This is a genomic window from Bacillus sp. R86525, assembly GCF_042466195.1.
GTDB classification, from domain to species: domain Bacteria; phylum Bacillota; class Bacilli; order Bacillales; family Bacillaceae_G; genus Bacillus_A; species Bacillus_A nitratireducens.
The window spans coordinates 4,987,821-5,008,789 of record NZ_JAXHPX010000007.1 but is presented as its reverse complement, the minus strand read 5'-3'; the positions used below and the strand labels follow the sequence as shown (position 1 = coordinate 5,008,789).

Annotated in this window: 17 protein-coding genes; 12 read left to right on the top strand and 5 right to left on the bottom strand. The window is 34.6% G+C overall.

The window, feature by feature from the left end; translation table 11 throughout:
• Nucleotides 1-106 precede the first annotated feature (106 nt).
• Complete coding sequence (locus SJY24_RS28410) at nt 107-1,633, bottom strand: FAD-dependent oxidoreductase (protein ID WP_377867037.1); 1,527 nt, start codon at nt 1,631-1,633, stop codon at nt 107-109.
• Nucleotides 1,634-2,214: 581 nt separating this feature from the next.
• Here SJY24_RS28410 and desB point away from each other — a divergent pair.
• A complete protein-coding gene (gene desB, locus SJY24_RS28405; protein WP_377867035.1) occupies nt 2,215-3,300 on the top strand; it encodes a Delta(10) desaturase DesB in 1,086 nt (361 codons plus the stop codon).
• A 50-nt stretch (nt 3,301-3,350) separates the two neighbouring features.
• Here desB and SJY24_RS28400 read toward each other — a convergent pair whose 3' ends face one another.
• From SJY24_RS28400 to SJY24_RS28390, 3 genes are all read right to left on the bottom strand, one after another.
• Complete coding sequence (locus tag SJY24_RS28400) at nt 3,351-4,043, bottom strand: amino acid ABC transporter permease (protein WP_098500032.1); 693 nt, start codon at nt 4,041-4,043, stop codon at nt 3,351-3,353.
• A 93-nt stretch (nt 4,044-4,136) separates the two neighbouring features.
• Complete coding sequence (locus tag SJY24_RS28395) at nt 4,137-4,931, bottom strand: ABC transporter substrate-binding protein (protein WP_377867034.1); 795 nt, start codon at nt 4,929-4,931, stop codon at nt 4,137-4,139.
• A 121-nt stretch (nt 4,932-5,052) separates the two neighbouring features.
• Complete coding sequence (locus tag SJY24_RS28390; protein ID WP_377867033.1) at nt 5,053-5,775, bottom strand: amino acid ABC transporter ATP-binding protein; 723 nt, start codon at nt 5,773-5,775, stop codon at nt 5,053-5,055.
• Nucleotides 5,776-5,986: 211 nt separating this feature from the next.
• Between SJY24_RS28390 and SJY24_RS28385 the strand changes: the two genes are divergently transcribed.
• From SJY24_RS28385 to SJY24_RS28350, 8 genes are all read left to right on the top strand, one after another.
• On the top strand, nt 5,987-7,279 hold the full coding sequence (locus SJY24_RS28385; RefSeq protein ID WP_377867032.1) for a methyl-accepting chemotaxis protein: 1,293 nt from the start codon (nt 5,987-5,989) through the stop codon (nt 7,277-7,279).
• Nucleotides 7,280-7,432: 153 nt separating this feature from the next.
• Complete coding sequence (gene argR / locus SJY24_RS28380; protein ID WP_377867030.1) at nt 7,433-7,882, top strand: arginine repressor; 450 nt, start codon at nt 7,433-7,435, stop codon at nt 7,880-7,882.
• 269 nt (nt 7,883-8,151) lie between these two features.
• Nucleotides 8,152-9,384: an arginine deiminase gene (gene arcA, locus SJY24_RS28375; RefSeq protein ID WP_377867029.1), complete on the top strand. Its 1,233-nt coding sequence runs from the start codon at nt 8,152-8,154 to the stop codon at nt 9,382-9,384.
• 30 nt (nt 9,385-9,414) lie between these two features.
• Nucleotides 9,415-10,413 carry an ornithine carbamoyltransferase gene (gene argF / locus SJY24_RS28370; protein WP_377867028.1) on the top strand — a complete coding sequence of 333 codons (999 nt, stop codon included), beginning with the start codon at nt 9,415-9,417 and terminating at the stop codon, nt 10,411-10,413.
• A gap of 99 nt (nt 10,414-10,512) precedes the next feature.
• A complete protein-coding gene (gene arcD / locus SJY24_RS28365; protein WP_000343045.1) occupies nt 10,513-11,928 on the top strand; it encodes an arginine-ornithine antiporter in 1,416 nt (471 codons plus the stop codon).
• Between the two features lie 37 nt (nt 11,929-11,965).
• On the top strand, nt 11,966-12,928 hold the full coding sequence (gene arcC, locus SJY24_RS28360) for a carbamate kinase (RefSeq protein WP_002139469.1): 963 nt from the start codon (nt 11,966-11,968) through the stop codon (nt 12,926-12,928).
• A gap of 201 nt (nt 12,929-13,129) precedes the next feature.
• Nucleotides 13,130-13,819, top strand: a complete 690-nt coding sequence (locus SJY24_RS28355) for a Crp/Fnr family transcriptional regulator (protein ID WP_001081901.1) — start codon at nt 13,130-13,132, stop codon at nt 13,817-13,819.
• Nucleotides 13,820-13,976: 157 nt separating this feature from the next.
• Nucleotides 13,977-14,660, top strand: a complete 684-nt coding sequence (locus SJY24_RS28350) for an ABC transporter permease (RefSeq protein ID WP_377867027.1) — start codon at nt 13,977-13,979, stop codon at nt 14,658-14,660.
• 122 nt (nt 14,661-14,782) lie between these two features.
• Here SJY24_RS28350 and SJY24_RS28345 read toward each other — a convergent pair whose 3' ends face one another.
• On the bottom strand, nt 14,783-16,117 hold the full coding sequence (locus SJY24_RS28345; protein ID WP_377867026.1) for an FAD-binding oxidoreductase: 1,335 nt from the start codon (nt 16,115-16,117) through the stop codon (nt 14,783-14,785).
• Between the two features lie 397 nt (nt 16,118-16,514).
• On the opposite strand from SJY24_RS28345, the gene SJY24_RS28340 reads away from it, so the two are divergent.
• From SJY24_RS28340 to SJY24_RS28330, 3 genes are all read left to right on the top strand, one after another.
• Nucleotides 16,515-18,179, top strand: a complete 1,665-nt coding sequence (locus tag SJY24_RS28340; protein WP_377867025.1) for a glycoside hydrolase family 13 protein — start codon at nt 16,515-16,517, stop codon at nt 18,177-18,179.
• Between the two features lie 206 nt (nt 18,180-18,385).
• Entirely contained in the window at nt 18,386-20,023 is a 1,638-nt protein-coding gene (locus SJY24_RS28335) for a PTS transporter subunit IIBC (protein ID WP_000705548.1), read from the top strand.
• 4 nt (nt 20,024-20,027) lie between these two features.
• The gene (locus tag SJY24_RS28330) at nt 20,028-20,819 is read left to right on the top strand and encodes an endonuclease/exonuclease/phosphatase family protein (protein WP_044739883.1); all 792 of its coding nucleotides are present in this window, start codon (nt 20,028-20,030) and stop codon (nt 20,817-20,819) included.
• The last annotated feature ends 150 nt before the right edge of the window (nt 20,820-20,969 follow it).

Here is a 20,969-nt window from a genome sequence, read left to right as displayed (position 1 = left end):
TTTTATTTAATGTTAATATTTCCCTTCTTATGTCGAAATTTATATGAAAAGGTGTCATGAAAAACAAAGAAGTTCAACAGGTTTCTTGTTGAACTTCTTTGTTTTTTTACTCGTTATCAACTCGTTTTAATGGTTGATCTGCAGGACCTTCAATAACGTCGCCCTCAATTGAAAAACGGGAACCATGGCAAGGACAATCCCACGTACAATCACCGTTATTCCATTCAACTTCACAGCCGAGGTGTGTACAAGTCGTGTCGACGATATGTAATTTTCCTTCTTTATCTTTATAGGCACCTGCTCGTTTACCGTTAACATGTACAACAGATCCCTCGCCAACTTCAAGATCTTCTGGTTTACGTAATGCGGTTTCAATTTTTCCCTCAATTAAATGTTTGGCAACATCAATGTTTTGAGAAAGGAATGTTTTTATATCTGGGTTTGCATGAAAGCGTGATGGTGCAAACAGCTCTTTATATGGGCTGTGGACTTTTAGAATGGAATCCTTCAGTAAATGAGCTGCAGCAGTTCCAGTTGTCATTCCCCATTTGCGATATCCAGTTGCAACAAATATATTTGGATTTCTTTCGTTAATATGTCCGATATAAGGGAGCTTGTCTAGAGTAATTAAATCTTGCGCTGACCATCTATAGGGAACTTCATCTACTCCAAAAGTTGCTTCAGCAAAAGAATAGAGTGCTTCATAATGAAGCATCGTATTTATTCCCTGTCCCGTTTTATGGCTCTCTCCGCCAATCAAAATCAACTTTTCTCCATTGTTTGTTATATAGCGTAAGGAGCGTTTTGGATCATCAATACTTAAATACATGCCACCTGGATAATCTGTTTTTGCTTTTATTGCAAGAGCATATGAGCGTTCTGCATACATTCGCGTAAAGAAAAAGCTATTTGCATCATAAAAAGGAAAATGTGAACAAGAGACAACATATTTGCAAGTGATACGATGGCCGTCCTTTGTAATGACTTGTGGACAATCACCTTTTTCCACATCAATAGCTGTTGTTTGTTCATAAACTTTGCCGCCCATCTCTACAAACTTTTCTAAAAGTGTTTTCAAATAAAGGAGGGGATGGAATTGTGCTTGGTTTTTCATGGCAAGTGCAGATTGTACTGGAATCGGAATCGATAGAGATTGAACATAGTCACAAGGTATATTTAATTTTTGATAGGCCTCATATTCTTTCGATAAATTTCTTAATCCATTATCAGTAGTTGTATATAAATACGAATCTTCATTTGAGAAATTACAGTCGATTTTATATGTTTGCACAGTCTCATTTATGAATTGTAGAGCATGATTATTTGATTCATAGTAAAGCCTCGCTTTCTCCACACCGAAATGATTTATTAATTCATCATAAATAAGATCATGTTGTGCCGTTACCTTTGCGGTTGTATGCCCAGTCGTTCCATTTAAAATAAGACCAGAATCAATTAAAACGACTTTCATTCCTTCTTTAGCGAGTAAATAGGCAGTGGTAATGCCTGTAATACCAGCTCCGATAACAGCAACTTCTGTCTTTGTATTTTCAGATAAATGGGGAAAAGCAGGGACCTGAGTAGATTCAATCCAATAAGATAATGGAAATTGTGGAAATGTATCGCTTGTCATTATAGAAACCTCCCGATTTTAGAACAATTTTCCTTTTAATATTTCCATATTATATGAAATTCATGTGTGTTGTTTTAGAAGGAGTCTATTTTTATTAAAAGAGGAATTAAATTATTTTAATATAATTAATTTGATGGGGCATTATGAAGAAGTAGGATTTATATAAAGTTAAATTTAAGTGATTCCGTTTGTTGATTACATAGAGAGTTCTTGAATGAGATATAGTCCATGGTGTTTAAGTATATGTATATATATAGTGGATAAACCCCTATGAAATCTATACTTTTTCTTTAGTGAAATAAAGTATGATTATAAAAGTATAACCAACTTTTATTACTAGGTCATAAAAGTTGTTGACAATATAGAAATTCTATTGTTATGATTCATCATGTGGAAAGGTTGATAGAGAGTAAAAAGAGAAATGTTTTTCATTGATAATAAAAGCGAAAAATAAGTGACGATAGAGTGAGTATATTTTCCTTATAATAGATGCTTTTTGGATCACCTAGTAAAATCAATCTGGAAGCAAGAATTAATATATGCAAGTTGCGCAGGGCGCGGCATAAGAAAGGGGCAAAAGGATGAAGGAGCTTCATACGTTTGGGTGGTATGCAGCGCGTGTATCACCACATTTGCCGAAAAAAGCATTTAAACCAGTTCCTACTCGTTTATTTGGTGGACTGGCTTATTTACTTGTGGCATTAGCGGGATTAATAGCGATTGGTGTATTTGAATTGAATGTGTGGGCAAATCTAGGGATTGCGATTGTTCTCGGATTATGTTTTGCTTCACTTGGGTTTTTAGGTCATGAAATTTTACATGGAACAGTTGTAAGAAAGGCATGGCTTCGTGATTTCTTAGGTGCGATTGCATTTATGCCACTATCAACAGGACCAAAACTTTGGAGAAAATGGCATAATGCAACACATCATGTTCATACACAGCATGAAGAGAATGATCCAGATGCATGGCCGACACTTGAGAAGCTTAAAAAGAGTAAGTTTTTGAGTTGGGTATATCGCATGCCTCTTCATGTACGTTCATTCTTTAGTTTTCTGTCACTAACCATTCAATTTACATTGCATTCGACTCGAATGTTCTTTCATTTTATAAAAGAATTTAAGTCATCCAATCAAAAATCTGTATGGCTTCAACTTCTTTTGCCTTGGACAGTTTGGATTAGTCTATTGTTTATTATGGGACCAGGAAAATGGTTATTTGCATATGTGATTCCGTTGTTAATTGCTAACTTCATTGTAATGGCATATATCGCAACAAATCACCGCTTAAACCCAATTGTTCCAGTAAATGATCCGTTAGCAAACTGTTTATCAGTAACAGTGCCGCGCTGGGTAGACGTTTTACATTTCAATTTCTCATATCATACAGAACATCATCTGTTTCCTGCTATGAGCTCTAAATACTATCCTTTAGTAAAAGAGAAAATTAAAGAAATGTGGCCGGAACGCTATCATGAGATGCCGATGACAAAAGCGTTGGCAGCGCTATGGAATACACCACGTGTGTATTATCAAGGAAGTGAATTAGTGGATCCGCATAGAGAGCATTTCTATGGTTCTTTAGGAAATGGATTAGACCCTCATAATATTTCATATCGTGAGGATCATATAGAGGAAAAAGAGAGTATTAAAAAAGTAAATCAATAATAGATATATTTTACGATGAAAAAGCAAGCTCTCTTAGAGCTTGCTTTTTGTTATAAAGAAACCTCTTTCTTGTTCTTTGTCTTGACGTGGATAGAGCTATTTTCTTTTCGCTGTAGTCGTTTTTCTAGAAGGCTAACAAGATAAGTAAATAGAAGAACAAGTGCAAGATAATATACACCAACGATTATATATGTATCTAATTGTTGGAAGTTACCTGCGGCAATGGATAAACCTGATCCCCATAATTCGGACATTCCTACATAAGCAACGAGTGAAGAATCTTTTAATCCAATGATGAATTGGTTCCCTAGAGGAGGAAGTGATAGGCGAAATGCTTGTGGTAATATAATACGGCGCATCGCTAAAGGGTAAGGCATACCTAAAGAGCGAGCAGCTTCTAATTGTCCTCGGTCAACGGATTGAATTGATCCGCGGAAAATTTCAGTAATATATGCACCGTTATGAATTGCTAAAGCAATTGCTCCTGCCCAAAAAGGGGTAAAAACAACAACGGATGTAATCCCAAAATAGAGAATGGCAATTTGAACAATTAAAGGTGTACCACGAATAATGGCGATGTATACATGAGCAATACTATTTAAAACCTTATTGTTAGAGATTCGAAAGAAAGCGACTAGTAATCCAATTAGTGAACCGAGTAATAGGGATGTTAATGTTAATTGTAATGTGACAATAGTAGCCTTTAAGAGTGTGGGATAGGTAGAGATAAAAATTTCAAACATATGTGTCACCTCATATTGTATGGATTTTAGTAGTGAATGAAATGCCCCACATACAAAGTGGGGCATGATTTATGAAATCTCTAAATGGCCAACTTACTTTGTTTTTGCCTCGTCTCCAAGAATATTACGCCCAAACCATTTTTTACTAATTTTTTCATACGTACCGTCTTTAATGATTTCATCTAGCGCTTTATTTACCTTTTCGACCATGTCTTTATTGTCTTTATGAATAGCAATTCCCATTTCATCAAGGTTTAACGGTTTTCCAGCTTCTTTTATATTGGATTTACCTTCTTTAATCATACGAAGACCAACCATTTGGTCAGTAATAACTGCGTCTACACGTCCAGGTTCTAAGTCCATAAGTGCAGTAATATCACTATCATATTCTGTAATTTGATCTGTATATTTTGCAACAAGGGTTTTGAATGTACTTGCTTTTACAACCCCTATTTTCTTACCTTTCAAGTCCTCTGGAGAAGAGATAGATGTATTCTTTTTGGCTACAAAAATTTGTGCACCAGAGCGATAATATGGGTTTGAGAAACTAACAGCTTTTAATCGCTCTTCTGTAATAGCCATACTTCCTAATATCACATCATACTTTTTCGATTGCAGACCTTGAATTAATGTTTCCCAAGGGTTTGTAACAGGAACTGGCTTCATTCCCATCTTTTTCGCGAGAGCGTCCCCTATTTCTACATCAAAACCGACAAGCTTTCCGTCATTTTCTTTATAATTAAAAGGTTTGTATAAACCACTCATCGCATAACGAAATTCCTTTTCACCATTAGATGAAGTAGTAGAGCTTTCCTTACTACAGGCTCCTAGTATGAAGGATGTACACAGTGTAATACTCGCAACAATAGTTAATAGTTTTCTTTTCATAAAACCCCTCCTATATATTGATCATACGGATGGTTTTAAGGATGTTATCGAGATATTTTATTTGGATGATTAGTTGTGCACCGTATGACTGTATTTCTTTTCGTTTGAAACAGAAGTTACATTATAAAACGTTGCGTAAAAATTGCTTGGCCCGTTCATGTGATGGAGCTGAAAAAAATTGTGCGGGAGGAGCTTCCTCCACAATTTTCCCGTCATCCATAAAGATGACGCGGTCAGCTACATCTCTTGCGAAATTCATTTCATGAGTAACAATAACCATTGTCATTCCTTCTTCAGCAAGTTCTTTCATAACTTGCAACACTTCTCCAACAAGTTCAGGGTCTAAAGCTGAGGTAGGTTCATCAAATAGCATAATTTTAGGATTCATAGCAAGAGCTCGCGCAATGGCAATGCGCTGTTTTTGACCACCTGACAGGAGGTGGGGAGTTACATCTGCTTTATCTTGTAGACCGACTTTTTGCAAAAGCTGATTTCCAATATCCTTTGCATTTGTTGTTTCTAATTTTTTTACATGAATAGGTGCTTCTATGATGTTTTCTAGTGAGGTCATATGAGGAAAGAGGTTAAAGTGCTGAAAAACCATACCGACATTTTCACGGACTTTATTTAAATTTGAATGCTTTGGATCAATTCGTTCACCTTGTAAGTGAATTTCACCATCATCGTACATTTCTAAAAAGTTAAGACAGCGAAGTAATGTACTTTTGCCGGAACCACTGGCACCAATTAAAACAACAACTTCTTTTTCTTTTACTTCTAAATCAATTCCTTTTAAAACATCAAGTGAGCCGAATGATTTTACTAGATTTCGAACTTGAATCATACAAAACCCCCAGTCAAAAATATATTTTATAAATGTTGCCCCTTATTTCTGTTATTAGTCATAAATTGTCAGAATCCTTTATTTTTTTGACGGAATTTGATATTCAAGGGAATTATGATTTTTAAAATCCCTATATCTTTCTATAACGAAAATATGGATAATAATATATAGGTAGCACTTATATTGCTTATAAGAAGGGGGGAAAGAAGAGATGGAAAAAGAAAGGAAGACATTTTCCTTTGGTTTACGTATACAGCTTATGCTATTTACTACAGTTTTAGCTTTAATTACATATTCAACAAGTTTATTTTTTATTTACGTTATATATGATTATTTTCAAAGTTATGTAAGTCAAACTGTTTATAATATTATCGTTATGTTATTAGGTGTAGTATGGTCTGGAATTTTAGCGTATGGGGCAGCAATATTTTTAATTAAACCACTTCGAAAGTTGGAAGAAGCAGCAAGGAGAGCGGCTGAAGGTGATATTCGTGAAGATGTCCCATTGCCAAAGACCGATGATGAGATTAAATCTTTAAGTGTTGCATTTAATATGATGCTAGGGAACTTAAGGGGCATGGTAAAAAATATCGATACTACATTTTCGTATACAAATAATCAAGTTCAGCAAATTAGAAAACAAACAGGTGAAGCGACAAAACAAGCACAAGGTGTGTCTGAAACTCTTGCGGAAATTTCTTCCGGTGCCGAGCAATCAGCGGCATCGATTCAAGCGATCGTTTCTACTGTTGATACAACGACTTCTATTGCAAATGAAGTAGAAGGAAAAGCAAAACAGTCTGACGAGTTGTCTTCAGAAATGGTTCAAGCTTTAGGACAAAGTACACGTGTCTTTACTTCTTTAATTAAAGGTATTCAAACATTGGCGAGAGAAAATGAAGATTCGATGGAAAACGTACAGAAGTTAGAAGAGCGAATGAAACAAGTTGAACACATTGTTTCTGTTGTGAGTGAGATTGCTACCCAAACAAATTTATTAGCACTCAACGCTTCTATTGAGGCAGCTCGTGCAGGAGAGCATGGAAGAGGCTTTGCGGTTGTAGCAGAAGAAGTACGTAAATTGGCTGATGAAAGTGATCATTCCGCAAAAAACATATCGCAGTTATTGCGGAATATGCAAGATGAAGTACAGCAAGTCGCATTGAAAATGACAGAGCAGGTGAAGAAAGCTAAAGAAGAGGCGAAACGCGGAGAAGCCACAGAATTAATTTTAAAAGAAATGTCATCAAGTGTTATGGAAGTAGCCGATGCAACCAAGCAAATTAGTAGTTATATGAATGAACAAGTGAGTCACATTCATCAAACAGGAGCACAAACAAAGGCTGTAGCAGCAATTGCGGAAGAAACGTCAGCTGGTTCACAAGAAGTGGCACGTGTGACGTTGCAACAGTCTAAAAATATGATAGCAATCGATCAATTATTAAAAGACTTAGAGAAGCAATCAGCGGATTTAAAACAAACAATTGAACGGTTTTCAATGTAAAAGAGAAGAACAGAATGCTGTTCTTCTCTTTTTTTAGCTAGATTTAATATCTACAGTTAAAAAGTATAAACTATGAACGTTTCCGCAACATTCTTTTCTGTTCCTTTCGGATGAAAATTATAGCGAGCTATAATATTAAAAGGGGTGTCTTTTATGAAAAAAGAAAAAAGACAACGATTAATTAAACAATTTGTAAAGGAGTATGAAATAGAGAAGCAAGAAAGATTAGTAGAATTGTTAGCAAAAAAAGATGTATTAGTAACACAAGCTACAGTTTCTCGAGATATTCGTGAGTTAAACTTAACGAAGGTACCTTCTCAAGAAGGATTAATGATATATAAATTTTTCTCAGAAGAGCATTTACAAACTGATATAAGGTTAAAGAAAAAATTACGAGAGGTTGTTGTAAAAATTGATTGTGTAGATCAATTAATGATTATTAAAACATTACCCGGTAATGCACATGTTATTGGTGTTTTGTTTGATGAGTTAGATTGGAAAGAAAAAATAGGATGTATATGTGGAAATGATACATGCCTTATAATTTCTCAGTCGAAATCAGATAGGGAGATTTTAGAAGAAAGGTTAAATTTAATTATTTAGATGCAAAATCCTGTTTTTAATAAAAATTAAAAACAGGATTTTTGTGTAAATACGGAAGTTAAATATTCAACATATATGCGTAATATATGTATTTTTTTATTGAAAAAGCGGGATGGAGTGTTATAAAAATACAAATTCATATGATTTTAAAAAAATAACTTGTTTAATATTTCACAATGATAATGTGGATGTTTTCACAAAGATGAAAGCGCGTAGCATTTATTATGTACTTGTAAGACATCAAACATATTTAAAAGGAGGTACAACAAATGAAGCATCCGATACATGTTACTTCAGAAATTGGGGAATTACAAACGGTGTTATTAAAACGACCTGGTAAAGAAGTGGAAAACTTAACGCCAGATTATTTGCAACAATTATTATTTGACGATATTCCATACTTACCAATTATTCAAAAAGAGCATGATTATTTTGCACAAACATTACGCAATCGGGGTGTTGAAGTTCTTTATTTAGAAAAACTAGCTGCTGAGGCATTAGTAGATAAAAAACTTCGAGAAGAATTTGTTGATCGTATTTTAGAAGAAGGACAGGCTGACGTAAATGTTGCACATCAAACTTTAAAAGAATATTTACTTTCCTTTTCAAATGAAGAATTAATTCAAAAAATTATGGGTGGTGTACGGAAAAGCGAAATTGAAACAAGTAAGAAGACACATTTATACGAATTAATGGAAGATCATTATCCGTTTTACTTAGACCCAATGCCTAATTTATATTTTACTCGTGATCCAGCAGCTAGCGTGGGCGATGGCTTAACGATAAATAAGATGAGAGAACCGGCGCGTAGACGTGAATCATTATTCATGGAGTACATCATTAAATATCATCCAAGATTTGTAAATCACAATGTGCCAATTTGGCTAGATCGTGATTATAAGTTTCCAATTGAAGGTGGCGATGAGCTAATTTTAAATGAAGAAACAATTGCAATTGGAGTATCTGCCCGTACGTCAGCTAAAGCAATTGAACGTTTAGCTAAAAATCTTTTTAGCCGACAAAATAAAATTAAGAAAGTGTTAGCGATAGAAATTCCAAAATGCCGAGCATTTATGCATTTAGATACAGTGTTTACAATGGTTGATTATGACAAGTTTACAATTCACCCAGCCATTCAAGGGCCAAAAGGAAATATGAATATTTATATTTTAGAAAAAGGTCCAGATGCGGAAACTCTTAAAATTACACATCGTACTTCTTTAATGGAAGCATTAAAAGAGGTATTAGGTTTAAGTGAATTAGTTCTTATTCCTTGTGGAGGAGGAGATGCAATTGCTTCCGCTCGTGAACAATGGAATGACGGTTCTAATACATTAGCAATTGCGCCAGGTGTAGTTGTTACATATGATCGCAACTATGTATCCAATACTTTATTACGGGAGCATGGTATAGAAGTCATTGAGGTGCTAAGTTCGGAATTATCTCGTGGTCGTGGGGGTCCACGTTGCATGAGTATGCCAATTGTTCGTAAAGATATTTAGTATAAATAACGGAGAAAGTAGGGATGAAGTATGTTAATGACTAGACCAAATTTAAAAGGAAGAAGTTTTCTAGCTGAAAAAGATTTTACACAAGAAGAATTATTATATTTTCTAGATTTAGCAGCAGAATTAAAAGAGAAAAAGAAAAACGGTGTCCCACATCATTATTTAGAAGGTAAAAATGTAGCGCTATTATTTGAAAAAACCTCTACTCGTACGCGATGTGCATTTACAGTAGCATGTACAGATTTGGGGGCGAACCCTGAATATTTAGGGAAAGGTGATATTCAGCTTGGGAAAAAAGAATCCGTAGAGGATACAGCAAAAGTGTTAGGACGCATGTTTGACGGAATTGAGTTTCGTGGATTTAATCATGAAACTGTAGAATCTTTAGCACAAAATTCTGGTGTGCCGGTTTGGAATGGATTAACAGATATGTGGCATCCAACACAAACACTTGCAGATTTATTAACAATTAGAGAACATGTGGGGAAATTAAAAAATGTGAAGCTCGTTTACGTTGGAGATGGACGAAATAATGTTGCTAATAGCTTACTAGTTGGTGGAGCGATTGTTGGAATGGATGTACGTATTTGTACACCGGAATCTTTATGGCCAGAGCAAGAAGTAATTGATTTAGCAAAAAAATATAATGAACAGGTAATGATAACAAGTAATGTGGAAGAAGCTGTTGCGAATGCAGATGTAATTTATACAGATGTATGGGTGTCTATGGGTGAGGAAGAAAAATTTGCTGAACGTGTCGAGTTATTGAAACCTTATCAAGTAAATATGAAAATGATTAAAGAAACAGGAAATAAAAATGTGATTTTCTTACATTGTTTACCCGCTTTCCATGATGTTGAAACGATGTATGGTGAGGAAGTTTATGAGAAATATGGGTTGAGGGAAATGGAGGTAACTGACGAAGTATTCCGCAGTAAACATTCAAAAGTATTTGATCAGGCTGAAAATAGAATGCATACAATTAAAGCGGTTATGGCAGCTACTTTAGGAAACATGGAGTAAAGAAGAAAGGGAGTCTTCCTTTCTTCTTTCTCCTCCTTTAGACACTATCATTCACTATGGCTTTCGTATTGTTATTGCAATTAAAGAGAGGTGAGTGGAATGGATGAAGATAAGAAATTAGGGTTGTTTACATTAACGGCGCTTGTAGTGGGGTCTATGATTGGCGGTGGAGCATTTAATTTAGCAAGTGATATGGCAAAAGGTGCTGGTGCTGGAGCCATTATTATTGGTTGGGTTATAACAGGAATTGGGATGATTGCGCTTGGATTATCTTTTCAAAATCTAACTGTAAAACGGCCAGATTTAGATGGCGGTATTTTTAGCTATGCAAAAGCAGGATTTGGTAATTTTATGGGATTTAATAGTGCGTGGGGATATTGGCTATCTGCCTGGCTTGGTAATGTAGCTTACGGTACATTATTGTTTTCTTCATTAGGGTATTTCTTCCCAATCTTTGAAGGCGGTCAAAATGTAGCATCCATTATTGGTGCAAGCGTATTATTATGGTGTGTTCACATGTTAATTTTACGTGGAGTTCAATCAGCAGCACTTGTGAATTTAGTAACTACAATCGCAAAATTAGTACCTGTATTTGTATTTATTGTTATAGGAATCTTCGCGTTTCATATTGATACGTTTCTAGATGGATTTTGGGGACAAACTGGTTCTTTTTCATGGGGAGCGGTTGGCAGCCAAGTTAAAAGTACAATGCTTGTAACTTTATGGGTGTTTATTGGGGTAGAAGGGGCTGTTGTTTTATCTAGTCGAGCAAAAAATAGAAGTGATGTAGGGAAAGCAACGGTTATTGGCTTAATTGGTACACTCATCATTTACATTTTAATTACATTACTGTCTCTTGGACTTATGCAGCAAGCAGATATTGCTAATTTGAAAAATCCGTCTATGGCTTATTTATTTGAAAGTGTTGTTGGAAAATGGGGGGCTATCTTTATTAATTTAGGTTTAGTCATCTCTGTATTAGGTGCTTGGTTAGGCTGGACTTTACTCGCATCTGAAATTCCATATTTGGCAGCTAAAGACGGAGTATTTCCAAAATGGTTTGCAAAAGAAAATAAAAATAAGGCCCCAATAAATTCATTATGGATAACAAATGGCTTAATTCAAATGTTCTTATTAACATTCGTCGTTTCCGATCAGGCGTATAACTTTGCATTCTCTTTAGCATCTTCAGCTATTTTAATCCCATATGCTTTTTCAGCATTTTATCAACTGAAGCATAGTTTAAAGTCTGAAGAAGTGGATCGAAATAAAAATATAATAATTGGTTTGATAGCAAGTATTTATGGTGTGTGGTTAGTTTATGCAGCTGGTTTAGAGTATTTATTATTAACAATGACTTTATATGCGCCAGGTATTTTTATTTTTTACAATGTTCAAAAGCAAAAGAGTTCGAAGCAAATATTTACTCGAGTGGAATTGGCATCATCGGTAGCAATTGGTGCTTTAGCATTCTTTGCGATTTATGGATTAATTACAGGCAGTATTACTTTATAAAGCGCTGTGAAAGCGAAATTAACTGGAGGGCTGAAATATGGCACGAAGAAAAATTGTAGTTGCACTAGGGGGAAATGCGATACAGTCTGGAAAAGCTACTGCAGGGGCACAGCAAGAAGCATTAGAAAAAACAGCGGAACAACTTGTGAAAATAATGGAAAATGATGTAGATATAGTAATTGCGCACGGAAATGGCCCGCAAGTGGGGAATATTTTATTACAGCAAAAAGCTGCAGAAACGGAAAAGACACCTGCAATGCCATTAGATACTTGTGGTGCAATGAGCCAAGGGATGATTGGATATTGGATGGAAAATGCGATTGAAAAGGCATTGAAAAAACGGAATATAAAAAAAGACGTAGCAACGGTTATAACACGCGTTGTCGTGGATGAAAAAGATGAGGCATTTAAAAATCCAACTAAACCAATTGGTCCTTTTTATACGGAAGAAGAAGCAAGAAGATTAATGGAAGAAACAAAAGCAGTGTTTAAAGAGGATGCTGGCAGAGGGTGGAGACGTGTTGTTCCATCACCGAAGCCTGTAAGTATTCATGAGCATAAAGTAATTAATTCTTTAGTTGAGGATGGAAATATAGTGATAGCTGTTGGTGGTGGTGGAATTCCAGTAATTGATTCCGAAGAAGGGTTAAAAGGAACTGAAGCGGTTATCGATAAAGATTTTGCTGCGCAGAAATTAGCTGAATTAGTAGATGCTGATACGCTCGTAATTTTAACTGCAGTTGATCATGTGTATGTAAATTATAATCAACTGAATCAAAAGAAATTAGAGCATGTCACAGTGAATCAATTAGAAGAATACATTGAGGAAAAACAATTTGCTGCGGGAAGTATGCTTCCAAAAATTGAAGCTGCTATTAATTTTGTTAATACAAATCCAAAAAGAAAAACAATTATTACGTCTTTAGAAAAAGTATATGAAGCACTAGAAGAAAAAGCTGGTACTATTATTTCTAAACAGAATGTATGCATGTATGTTTAAATAATTGTGTGCGCTATTTATTAGTAAAAAAAGAATGAAGTTAGTAACTTCATTCTTTTTATTTATTAATATTTTTTGTACTCATTGTTCATAAAGTTTTCATGATGAAATCTTAATATATAAGTTAATTATGATAAAATTTAATTTAAATACGCTTTCTTGATTTTTCGCTCCAACATACAGCAAGAGAGAGGGAATTTTATGAATAGACGGAACGTAGTTAAAGACTTAAAACAATTTGAATTATTTGCTCATTTAACAGAAAAGAAATTGAAAGGTTTGGCGGAGTTTGTCTATTGGCGAACTTATAAAAAGGGTCAATTTTTATTTTTAGAAGGGGATTCAAGAGAAAGAATTTACTTCATGTTAGATGGTTTTGTAAAGTTAGAGCGGGTAAATCAAAGTGGAAATTTATTATATGATGACTATGTAAAGCGGTATTCTATTTTTCCTTATGGTGGTATGTTTACAGACAGAGGATATAACTATACGGCAGAAGCGATGACGGATGTAGAGGTATATTATATTCCGACAGTAATTTTCGAAGATATGGTGAAATCTAGTAGGACGCAATTAATGTACGTTGTTCAGCAATTATCATCAATATTAAAACTAAACGAAAATCGAGTGCAAAATATTACAATTCCTAATGCACAAGATCGAGTCATTCAAACATTAAATTATTTAATGCAAGATTTAGGAGAACAGAGTGGCGAAACGATTGTAATTTCATGCCCACTTACAACAATTGAGATATCAAAAATATCTGGGACGTCCCGAGAGACGGTTAGCGGCGTATTAAAACAATTAAAAAACGATAGTATTGTTACAATTCTGGATAAAAAAATTACAATACATAATCCAACATATTTTGAGGAGATCTCTATGTGAAAATTGCATATTGATTTTCTAATTCATATTGTATATTAATAAGGTTCTTTATATATTTATAAGGAACTTTTTTACGTTATCCTCTATAAAATGATTGTATATTATGGTAATAATAGCTAAAATCGATAATAAAAAAGCAAAGGGAAGGAGAGAAGGAATGGTTCGAATTGAGTATGATCGATTAGTAGCTATTTGTTACAGTATAGGGGTTTTGTTATTATTAAAAATTCCAAACGATAATGAATTAATTGGGGAAAAACTATTCAATTTCTATAAGGTTCCGGTATATACATATATTTATATGGGTTATAAAGCTTCAAATATATTAATTGTTTCTTTCGTACTACATATAATCGCATTTATATTATTTGTAAAATGGCTAGTGAAAAAGAAATCTAGTACATTTAGAACAATGAATAAGATAAAAGTAGTAGGCATTAGTATTTTGATTTTAATGATGCCGTTTATTTTAAATAACATCCTCCATACATTGAATAAAACATGGTACTACGCAGGAAAAACAGGGGTAGAGGCGATAGAATATAAAAAAGAAGATAGCCAGTGTAGAATGGAGAAAAATGGAGAGGGTATCGAACAAAAATGCATTGTGACTTTAAAAAATTATCGTAATCATTCACAGGCATTAAAAGTTGTTTTATATGATAATGCAAACGAGAATTCAAAAGGTTATCCAGTACCGAAACCAGTCTATTTACAAAAACATGAGACAAAACAATTCGAATTTCAAATTCCTGTTGCTTATAATAGCGGTATTGAAAAAGATAAAGTACCAAATATTAAATTACATTCATTGCATAAAAATGATGAGAAACACAATTAATCCGTAATTGAAAGTTTATGAGTAGGAGCAATAATTTGAAAAGATATAGAAAATCAACTTGAATCATCCAACATGCTGTGAGGTAACGGCATATTGGATGATTTTTTATTTTATCCCCTTTTTTACGTATGAAAGGGTGGAATGCTTTGTTGAAAACGAAAAACATTACAAGGGTCATATGCTGTCTTCACTTTACGCAATCTTTGAAAGTTAGGGCCATAATAACTAGTTTGCCAATTTTCAATGTCGATATCGGGCCAATTGACATAGTCACCTAGTGTATAAGGATCTAAGCTTTCTCGTAAATCTTTAACCCAGCGTATATTTTGATTTTCTTCATCATCGCATTTCCAAGAGGTAATGTATTCTTGCGCAATAATTGCTTTACGATGGAAATAAGCTGTTTCAGTAGGCGGAATATTTTCAACAGCACCTATGAGCGATTGGTGCCAAATACTCGCATCTTTATTTGGTGCATGAGAAAGAAAATATTGCATGATTTGAATGCCTTTAAGAGGGATAGGTTTATATACGTAGGAACCAGAGCGCTTGAAGTCTTCAGGGATGTTACCACTGTTAAAAAATTCAACAGCCTTTATATAAGGAACTTCATCTATAAAGAGAGAGGGGGTACCAGTTTCAAGAAGAGGAGATAATAAGGAATGGAGTTCAGAGGGAGAGCCGACAAACTCACCTCGTGCTTCAATTTTATTTCGTTGCTTTGCGAATAATTCAATTGATGAAGTGAGACGTTCGTCTATATAAGGCGCCCAGTTTTGCCAAGCTTGAAATGCAGCGATAAAATCTTCCCATTTCCATGTAATTGAGAAGATTGATACATTTTTTATAGGATGTACTCGAAAAGTTAAAGAAGTAACAATTCCGAAGTTTCCACCACCACCACCGCGGCACGCCCAAAACAAGTTAGGGTTTTCTTGTTCGTTTGCACGAATGATTTTTGCGCCAAATTTACCGCACGCTTGTACCATTTCAACTTCTACTAATTGATCACATGTTAATCCAAATAAGCGTGAAAGCATACCGATACCACCGCCAAGTGTTAATCCAACAATTCCAACACTTGCACTTGTACCAGCCGGTATTGTAACACCATAATTCCAAAGGTCTTTATAAACAGTGCCAAGATTTGCACCAGCTTCAATTGTTGCTGTTAATTTATCTGTATTAACAGTAATGCGATGCATTTCACTCACATCAATAATAAGTCCTCTATTTAAAAGAGAAAAATTTTCATAGCTATGACGTCCGCTTCTTAAGCGAAATGGTATATGACGTTCGCGTGCCCATTTTAAGGCATTACAGACATCATTTTTATTTTGGCAAAAAACAATAATACAAGGGAGTTTTGGAATACTTAAATTTAAATTCATTCGGGCTACGTCATAGTCAGGATCTGAGGGAACAACGATACGACCTGTTAATTTTGTTTGTTTCACTTTATCACTCCTTTCTAAAATAAGCAGTGCTTTTTATTAATATATGAAAAGCGTATGTGATGTGCGTGGACAAGAGCAGGTAAGGAATGAGATTTGCTTTTGTGAGAAATAAATAAAGTGAAACTTTAATCAGTGGGGTTTTGTGCCTCCCCCACTGATTATTAGCCTTCACCAATCGGGCTTTTAGGGGCAGCCCGACCCCCACCGAACTTCTTTGCTTTCGCTGAATTTTAAGGTGGGGTTCTTACTGCCCGGCAAATAGCGGGATAAGGCATAAGAATAAGGAATCTACATAGAGTTCAATGAAAACAGTTGCAAACTATTCATATTTTGTTATGATAGTGTTACGAAAACGTTTGCATAAAATTCCGATGGGATGCAAAAGGAGAGAATTAGTATGAATAAGACATGGTGGAAAGAAGCAGTTGCTTATCAAATTTATCCACGAAGCTTTATGGATTCAAATGGTGATGGTATTGGAGATTTACAAGGTATTATTGCAAAGCTGGATTATTTAAAAGATTTAGGTATAGATGTAATTTGGATTTGTCCAATGTATAAGTCGCCTAATGATGATAATGGTTATGATATTAGTGATTATCAAGATATTATGGATGAGTTTGGTACAATGGCAGATTTTGATGCTTTACTAGATGAAGTTCATAAGCGTGACATGAAGCTTATTATTGATTTAGTTATTAATCATACGAGTGATGAACATCCATGGTTTATTGAATCTCGTTCATCTAAAGACAATCCGAAGCGTGATTGGTACATTTGGCATGATGGTAAAGATGGTGCGGAACCAAACAACTGGGAAAGTATTTTTAATGGTTCGGCATGGGAGTATGATGAAGTAACAGAACAATATTATTTACATTTATTCTCACGTAAACAACCAGATTTAAACTGGGAGAATAAAGAAGTTCGTGAAGTGTTATACGATACAGTTAATTGGTGGCTTGATAAAGGGATTGATGGTTTCCGTGTTGATGCAATTAGCCATATTAAAAAAGAAGATGGCCTCAAGGATATGCCAAATCCAAAAGAATTAAAATATGTACCATCTTTTGATAAACATATGAATGTGGACGGTATTCAACCTTTATTAGAAGAGTTGAAAGAAAATACATTTTCTAAGTACGATATTATGACTGTCGGTGAAGCTAATGGTGTTAAGATTGAAGATGCTGAGCTTTGGGTTGGAGAAGAACAGGGTAAATTCAATATGGTATTCCAGTTTGAACATTTAAGCTTATGGGATGCAGAAAAGAAGAAAGACCTTGATGTTGTAGGATTGAAAAAAGTATTAACGAAATGGCAAAAAGGATTAGAAAATAAAGGATGGAACGCTTTATACATCGAGAATCACGATAAGCCACGTATCGTTTCAACGTGGGGAGATGATAAACAATATTGGCGTGAAAGTGCAACAGCTCTAGGAGCGATGTATTTCTTTATGCACGGTACACCGTTTATTTATCAAGGACAAGAAATTGGTATGACAAATGTTCAGTTACCAAATATTGAAGATTACGATGATGTAGCAATTAAAAATTTATATCGAGAGAAAATTGCAGAAGGCGTATCACATCAAGATATGATGGAAATTATATGGGCTTCTTGCCGTGATAATTCACGTACACCTATGCAGTGGAACGATGAGATGAATGCTGGTTTCACAACAAGTGCACCTTGGTTTGGCATGAATCCAAATTACAAAAAAATTAATGTTGAAAAGCAAAAAAATGACGAAAAGTCTATTTTCAATTTCTATAAGAAAATGATTGCCTTGAAAAAAGAGAACGATGTATTGAATTATGGTACGTACGATTTACTTTTAGAGGACGATCCACAAATTTATGCGTATACACGTACGTTACAGGATGAAAAAGTCATTGTAATTAGTAATATCTCAAAAGAGGAAGCTGTGTATAACGAGCCTTTATTTGCACTAGAACGCAAACGTTTGCTTTTAAATAACTATGAAGTTGCGGAACATGAACAAGTAACTTCAATCACGTTAAAACCTTATGAAACAAGGGTTTATCGCATTTCATAATAAAAAAGGATGCTCCTTGAGCATCTTTTTTTATGAAAAAAAATAAATTTCTATTGCAAAGTGAAAACGCTTTTATTAAAATAGATTTATGAAAACGGTTGCGTAAAGATAAAAATAAAGTAACATAAGGAATCGTTTTCATAATAAGAAACAGAAATTATAATTTAAATCATTATGTTGTTATAAATAAAGGGGAGGAAGAACAGATGAAAATTACGTCTTTTGATTTTTGGCAAAAGTTCGGGAAAGCATTATTAGTTGTTGTAGCTGTAATGCCAGCAGCTGGTTTAATGATTTCTATCGGTAAGTTAATTGGGATGTCTGCTGGGGATATTAACGCAGTTCATACAATCGCTCGAGTAATGGAAGATATCGGTTGGGCAATTATTACAAATCTACACATCTTATTTGCAGTAGCAATTGGGGGATCTTGGGCGAAGGATCGTGCAGGTGGTGCATTTGCAGCACTGTTAGCATTCGTCTTAACAAACAGAATTACAGGAGCTATATTTGGCGTAAACGCTGAAATGTTAGCGGATTCAAAAGCGACAGTTTCTTCAGTATTAGCTGGAGATTTAGTTGTAAAAGATTACTTTACTTCTGTACTTGGTGCACCAGCATTAAACATGGGAGTTTTCGTAGGGATTATCACAGGTTTCTTAGGAGCTACTCTATATAACAAATATTATAACTATAATAAACTGCCACAGGCATTAGCATTCTTTAATGGAAAACGATTCGTACCATTCGTTGTAATTGTTTGGTCTACAGTCACTGCAATTGTATTATCACTTTTATGGCCGTTCATCCAAAGTGGATTAAATGAATTCGGTCGCTGGATTGCAGCATCTAAAGATAGTGCGCCAGTTGTTGCACCATTTGTATATGGAACGTTAGAGCGTTTATTATTACCATTTGGATTACATCATATGTTAACGATTCCGATGAACTACACAGAGCTAGGCGGAACATATACGATGTTAACTGGCTCAAAAGTTGGACAAATTGTAGCAGGACAAGATCCATTATGGCTTGCATGGATTACAGACTTAAATAATTTACTAGCAAATGGAGATACGAAAGCATATAACGATTTATTAAATAACGTTGTACCAGCTCGTTTCAAAGCTGGACAAGTTATCGGCTCAACAGCAGCGTTAATGGGGATTGCGTTTGCGATGTTCCGTAATGTTGATAAAGAAAAACGTGCAAAATATAAACCAATGTTCTTATCAGCAGCATTAGCAGTATTCTTAACAGGTGTAACAGAGCCAATCGAATTCATGTTCATGTTTATTGCTCCAGTATTATATGTTGTATATGCAATTACAACAGGGCTTGCATTCGCATTAGCAGATTTAATTAACTTACGTGTTCACGCGTTCGGATTTATCGAGTTAATTACTCGTACACCAATGATGGTTAACGCAGGTTTAACAAGAGATTTAATCAATTTCGTTATCGTTTCATTAGTGTTCTTCGGTCTTAACTTTACATTATTCAACTTCTTAATTAAAAAGTTCAATTTACCAACACCAGGTCGTGCGGGTAACTATATTGATAATGAAGATGAGGCATCAGAAGGAACAGGAAATGTACAAGATGGTTCATTAGCAACAAAAGTTATCGATTTATTAGGTGGAAAAGAAAATATTGCTGACGTAGATGCTTGTATGACACGTTTACGTGTAACAGTAAAAGATTTAGATGTTGTTGCACCAGAAGCACAATGGAAACAAAATGGTGCTTTAGGACTTATCGTAAAAGATAAGGGTGTACAGGCAGTATATGGCCCGAAAGCTGACGTATTAAAGTCAGACATTCAAGATATGTTAGGTGCGTAATAATATGAAATTGCTAACTTTAAATTGTCACTCTTGGCAAGAAGAGAATCAAATTGAAAAAATAAAGTATCTTGCTAAAGTAATTCAAGAAGAAGATTATGATGTGATCGCATTGCAAGAAGTAAGTCAGTCTATACAAGCTGAAAATGTATGCGGTAACAAGAAAAAAGATAATTTTGGACTTTTACTGCTAGAAGAGTTAAGAGCGTTAAATGTAAAAGAATACAATATTATTTGGGATTTCTCTCATATTGGATATGATGTGTACGAGGAAGGATTAGCAATTATAACAAAGCACAACATTGTAAAGGAAGATACGTTCTTTATCTCAGAAAATAAGGATACAACGTATTGGAAAACACGCAAAATTGTAAGTGCAACAATTGCTTATAATGATAAGAATATAACGTTTTATTCTTGCCATCTTGGCTGGTGGAATGATGAAGAAGAATCATTCAAAGACCAAGTTGATCGTTTAATGGAGCGTGTAAATAGCAATGAACTTTCCTTCTTAATGGGTGATTTTAATAACAATGCTCGTTTGGAAGGAGAGGGTTATGAGTATATGATGCAAAAAGGTTTATATGACACATATGAACTAGCGATAGAGAAGGATGAAGGAACAACTGTCCAAGGTGAAATTGCTGGTTGGGATGAAAATAAACATAATTTGCGAATCGATTTAATATTGTGTAACCAAAGTAAAACAGTTCATTCTTCAAAAGTTATTTTTAATGGCACAAACCGAAATGTAATTTCAGATCATTTCGGTGTAGAGATGCAATTAGACATATAATAGAAGAAATCCTCACAGATTATAAAAAGCTGTGAGGATTTTTTTAGGAATACAAGTATTTCCAAGAGAAAATACTTGTATTTTTTATGACATTTCCTATATATTTGTTATTATTGAATGTAAAACTAATTTGGTCATTTTGTATGCATA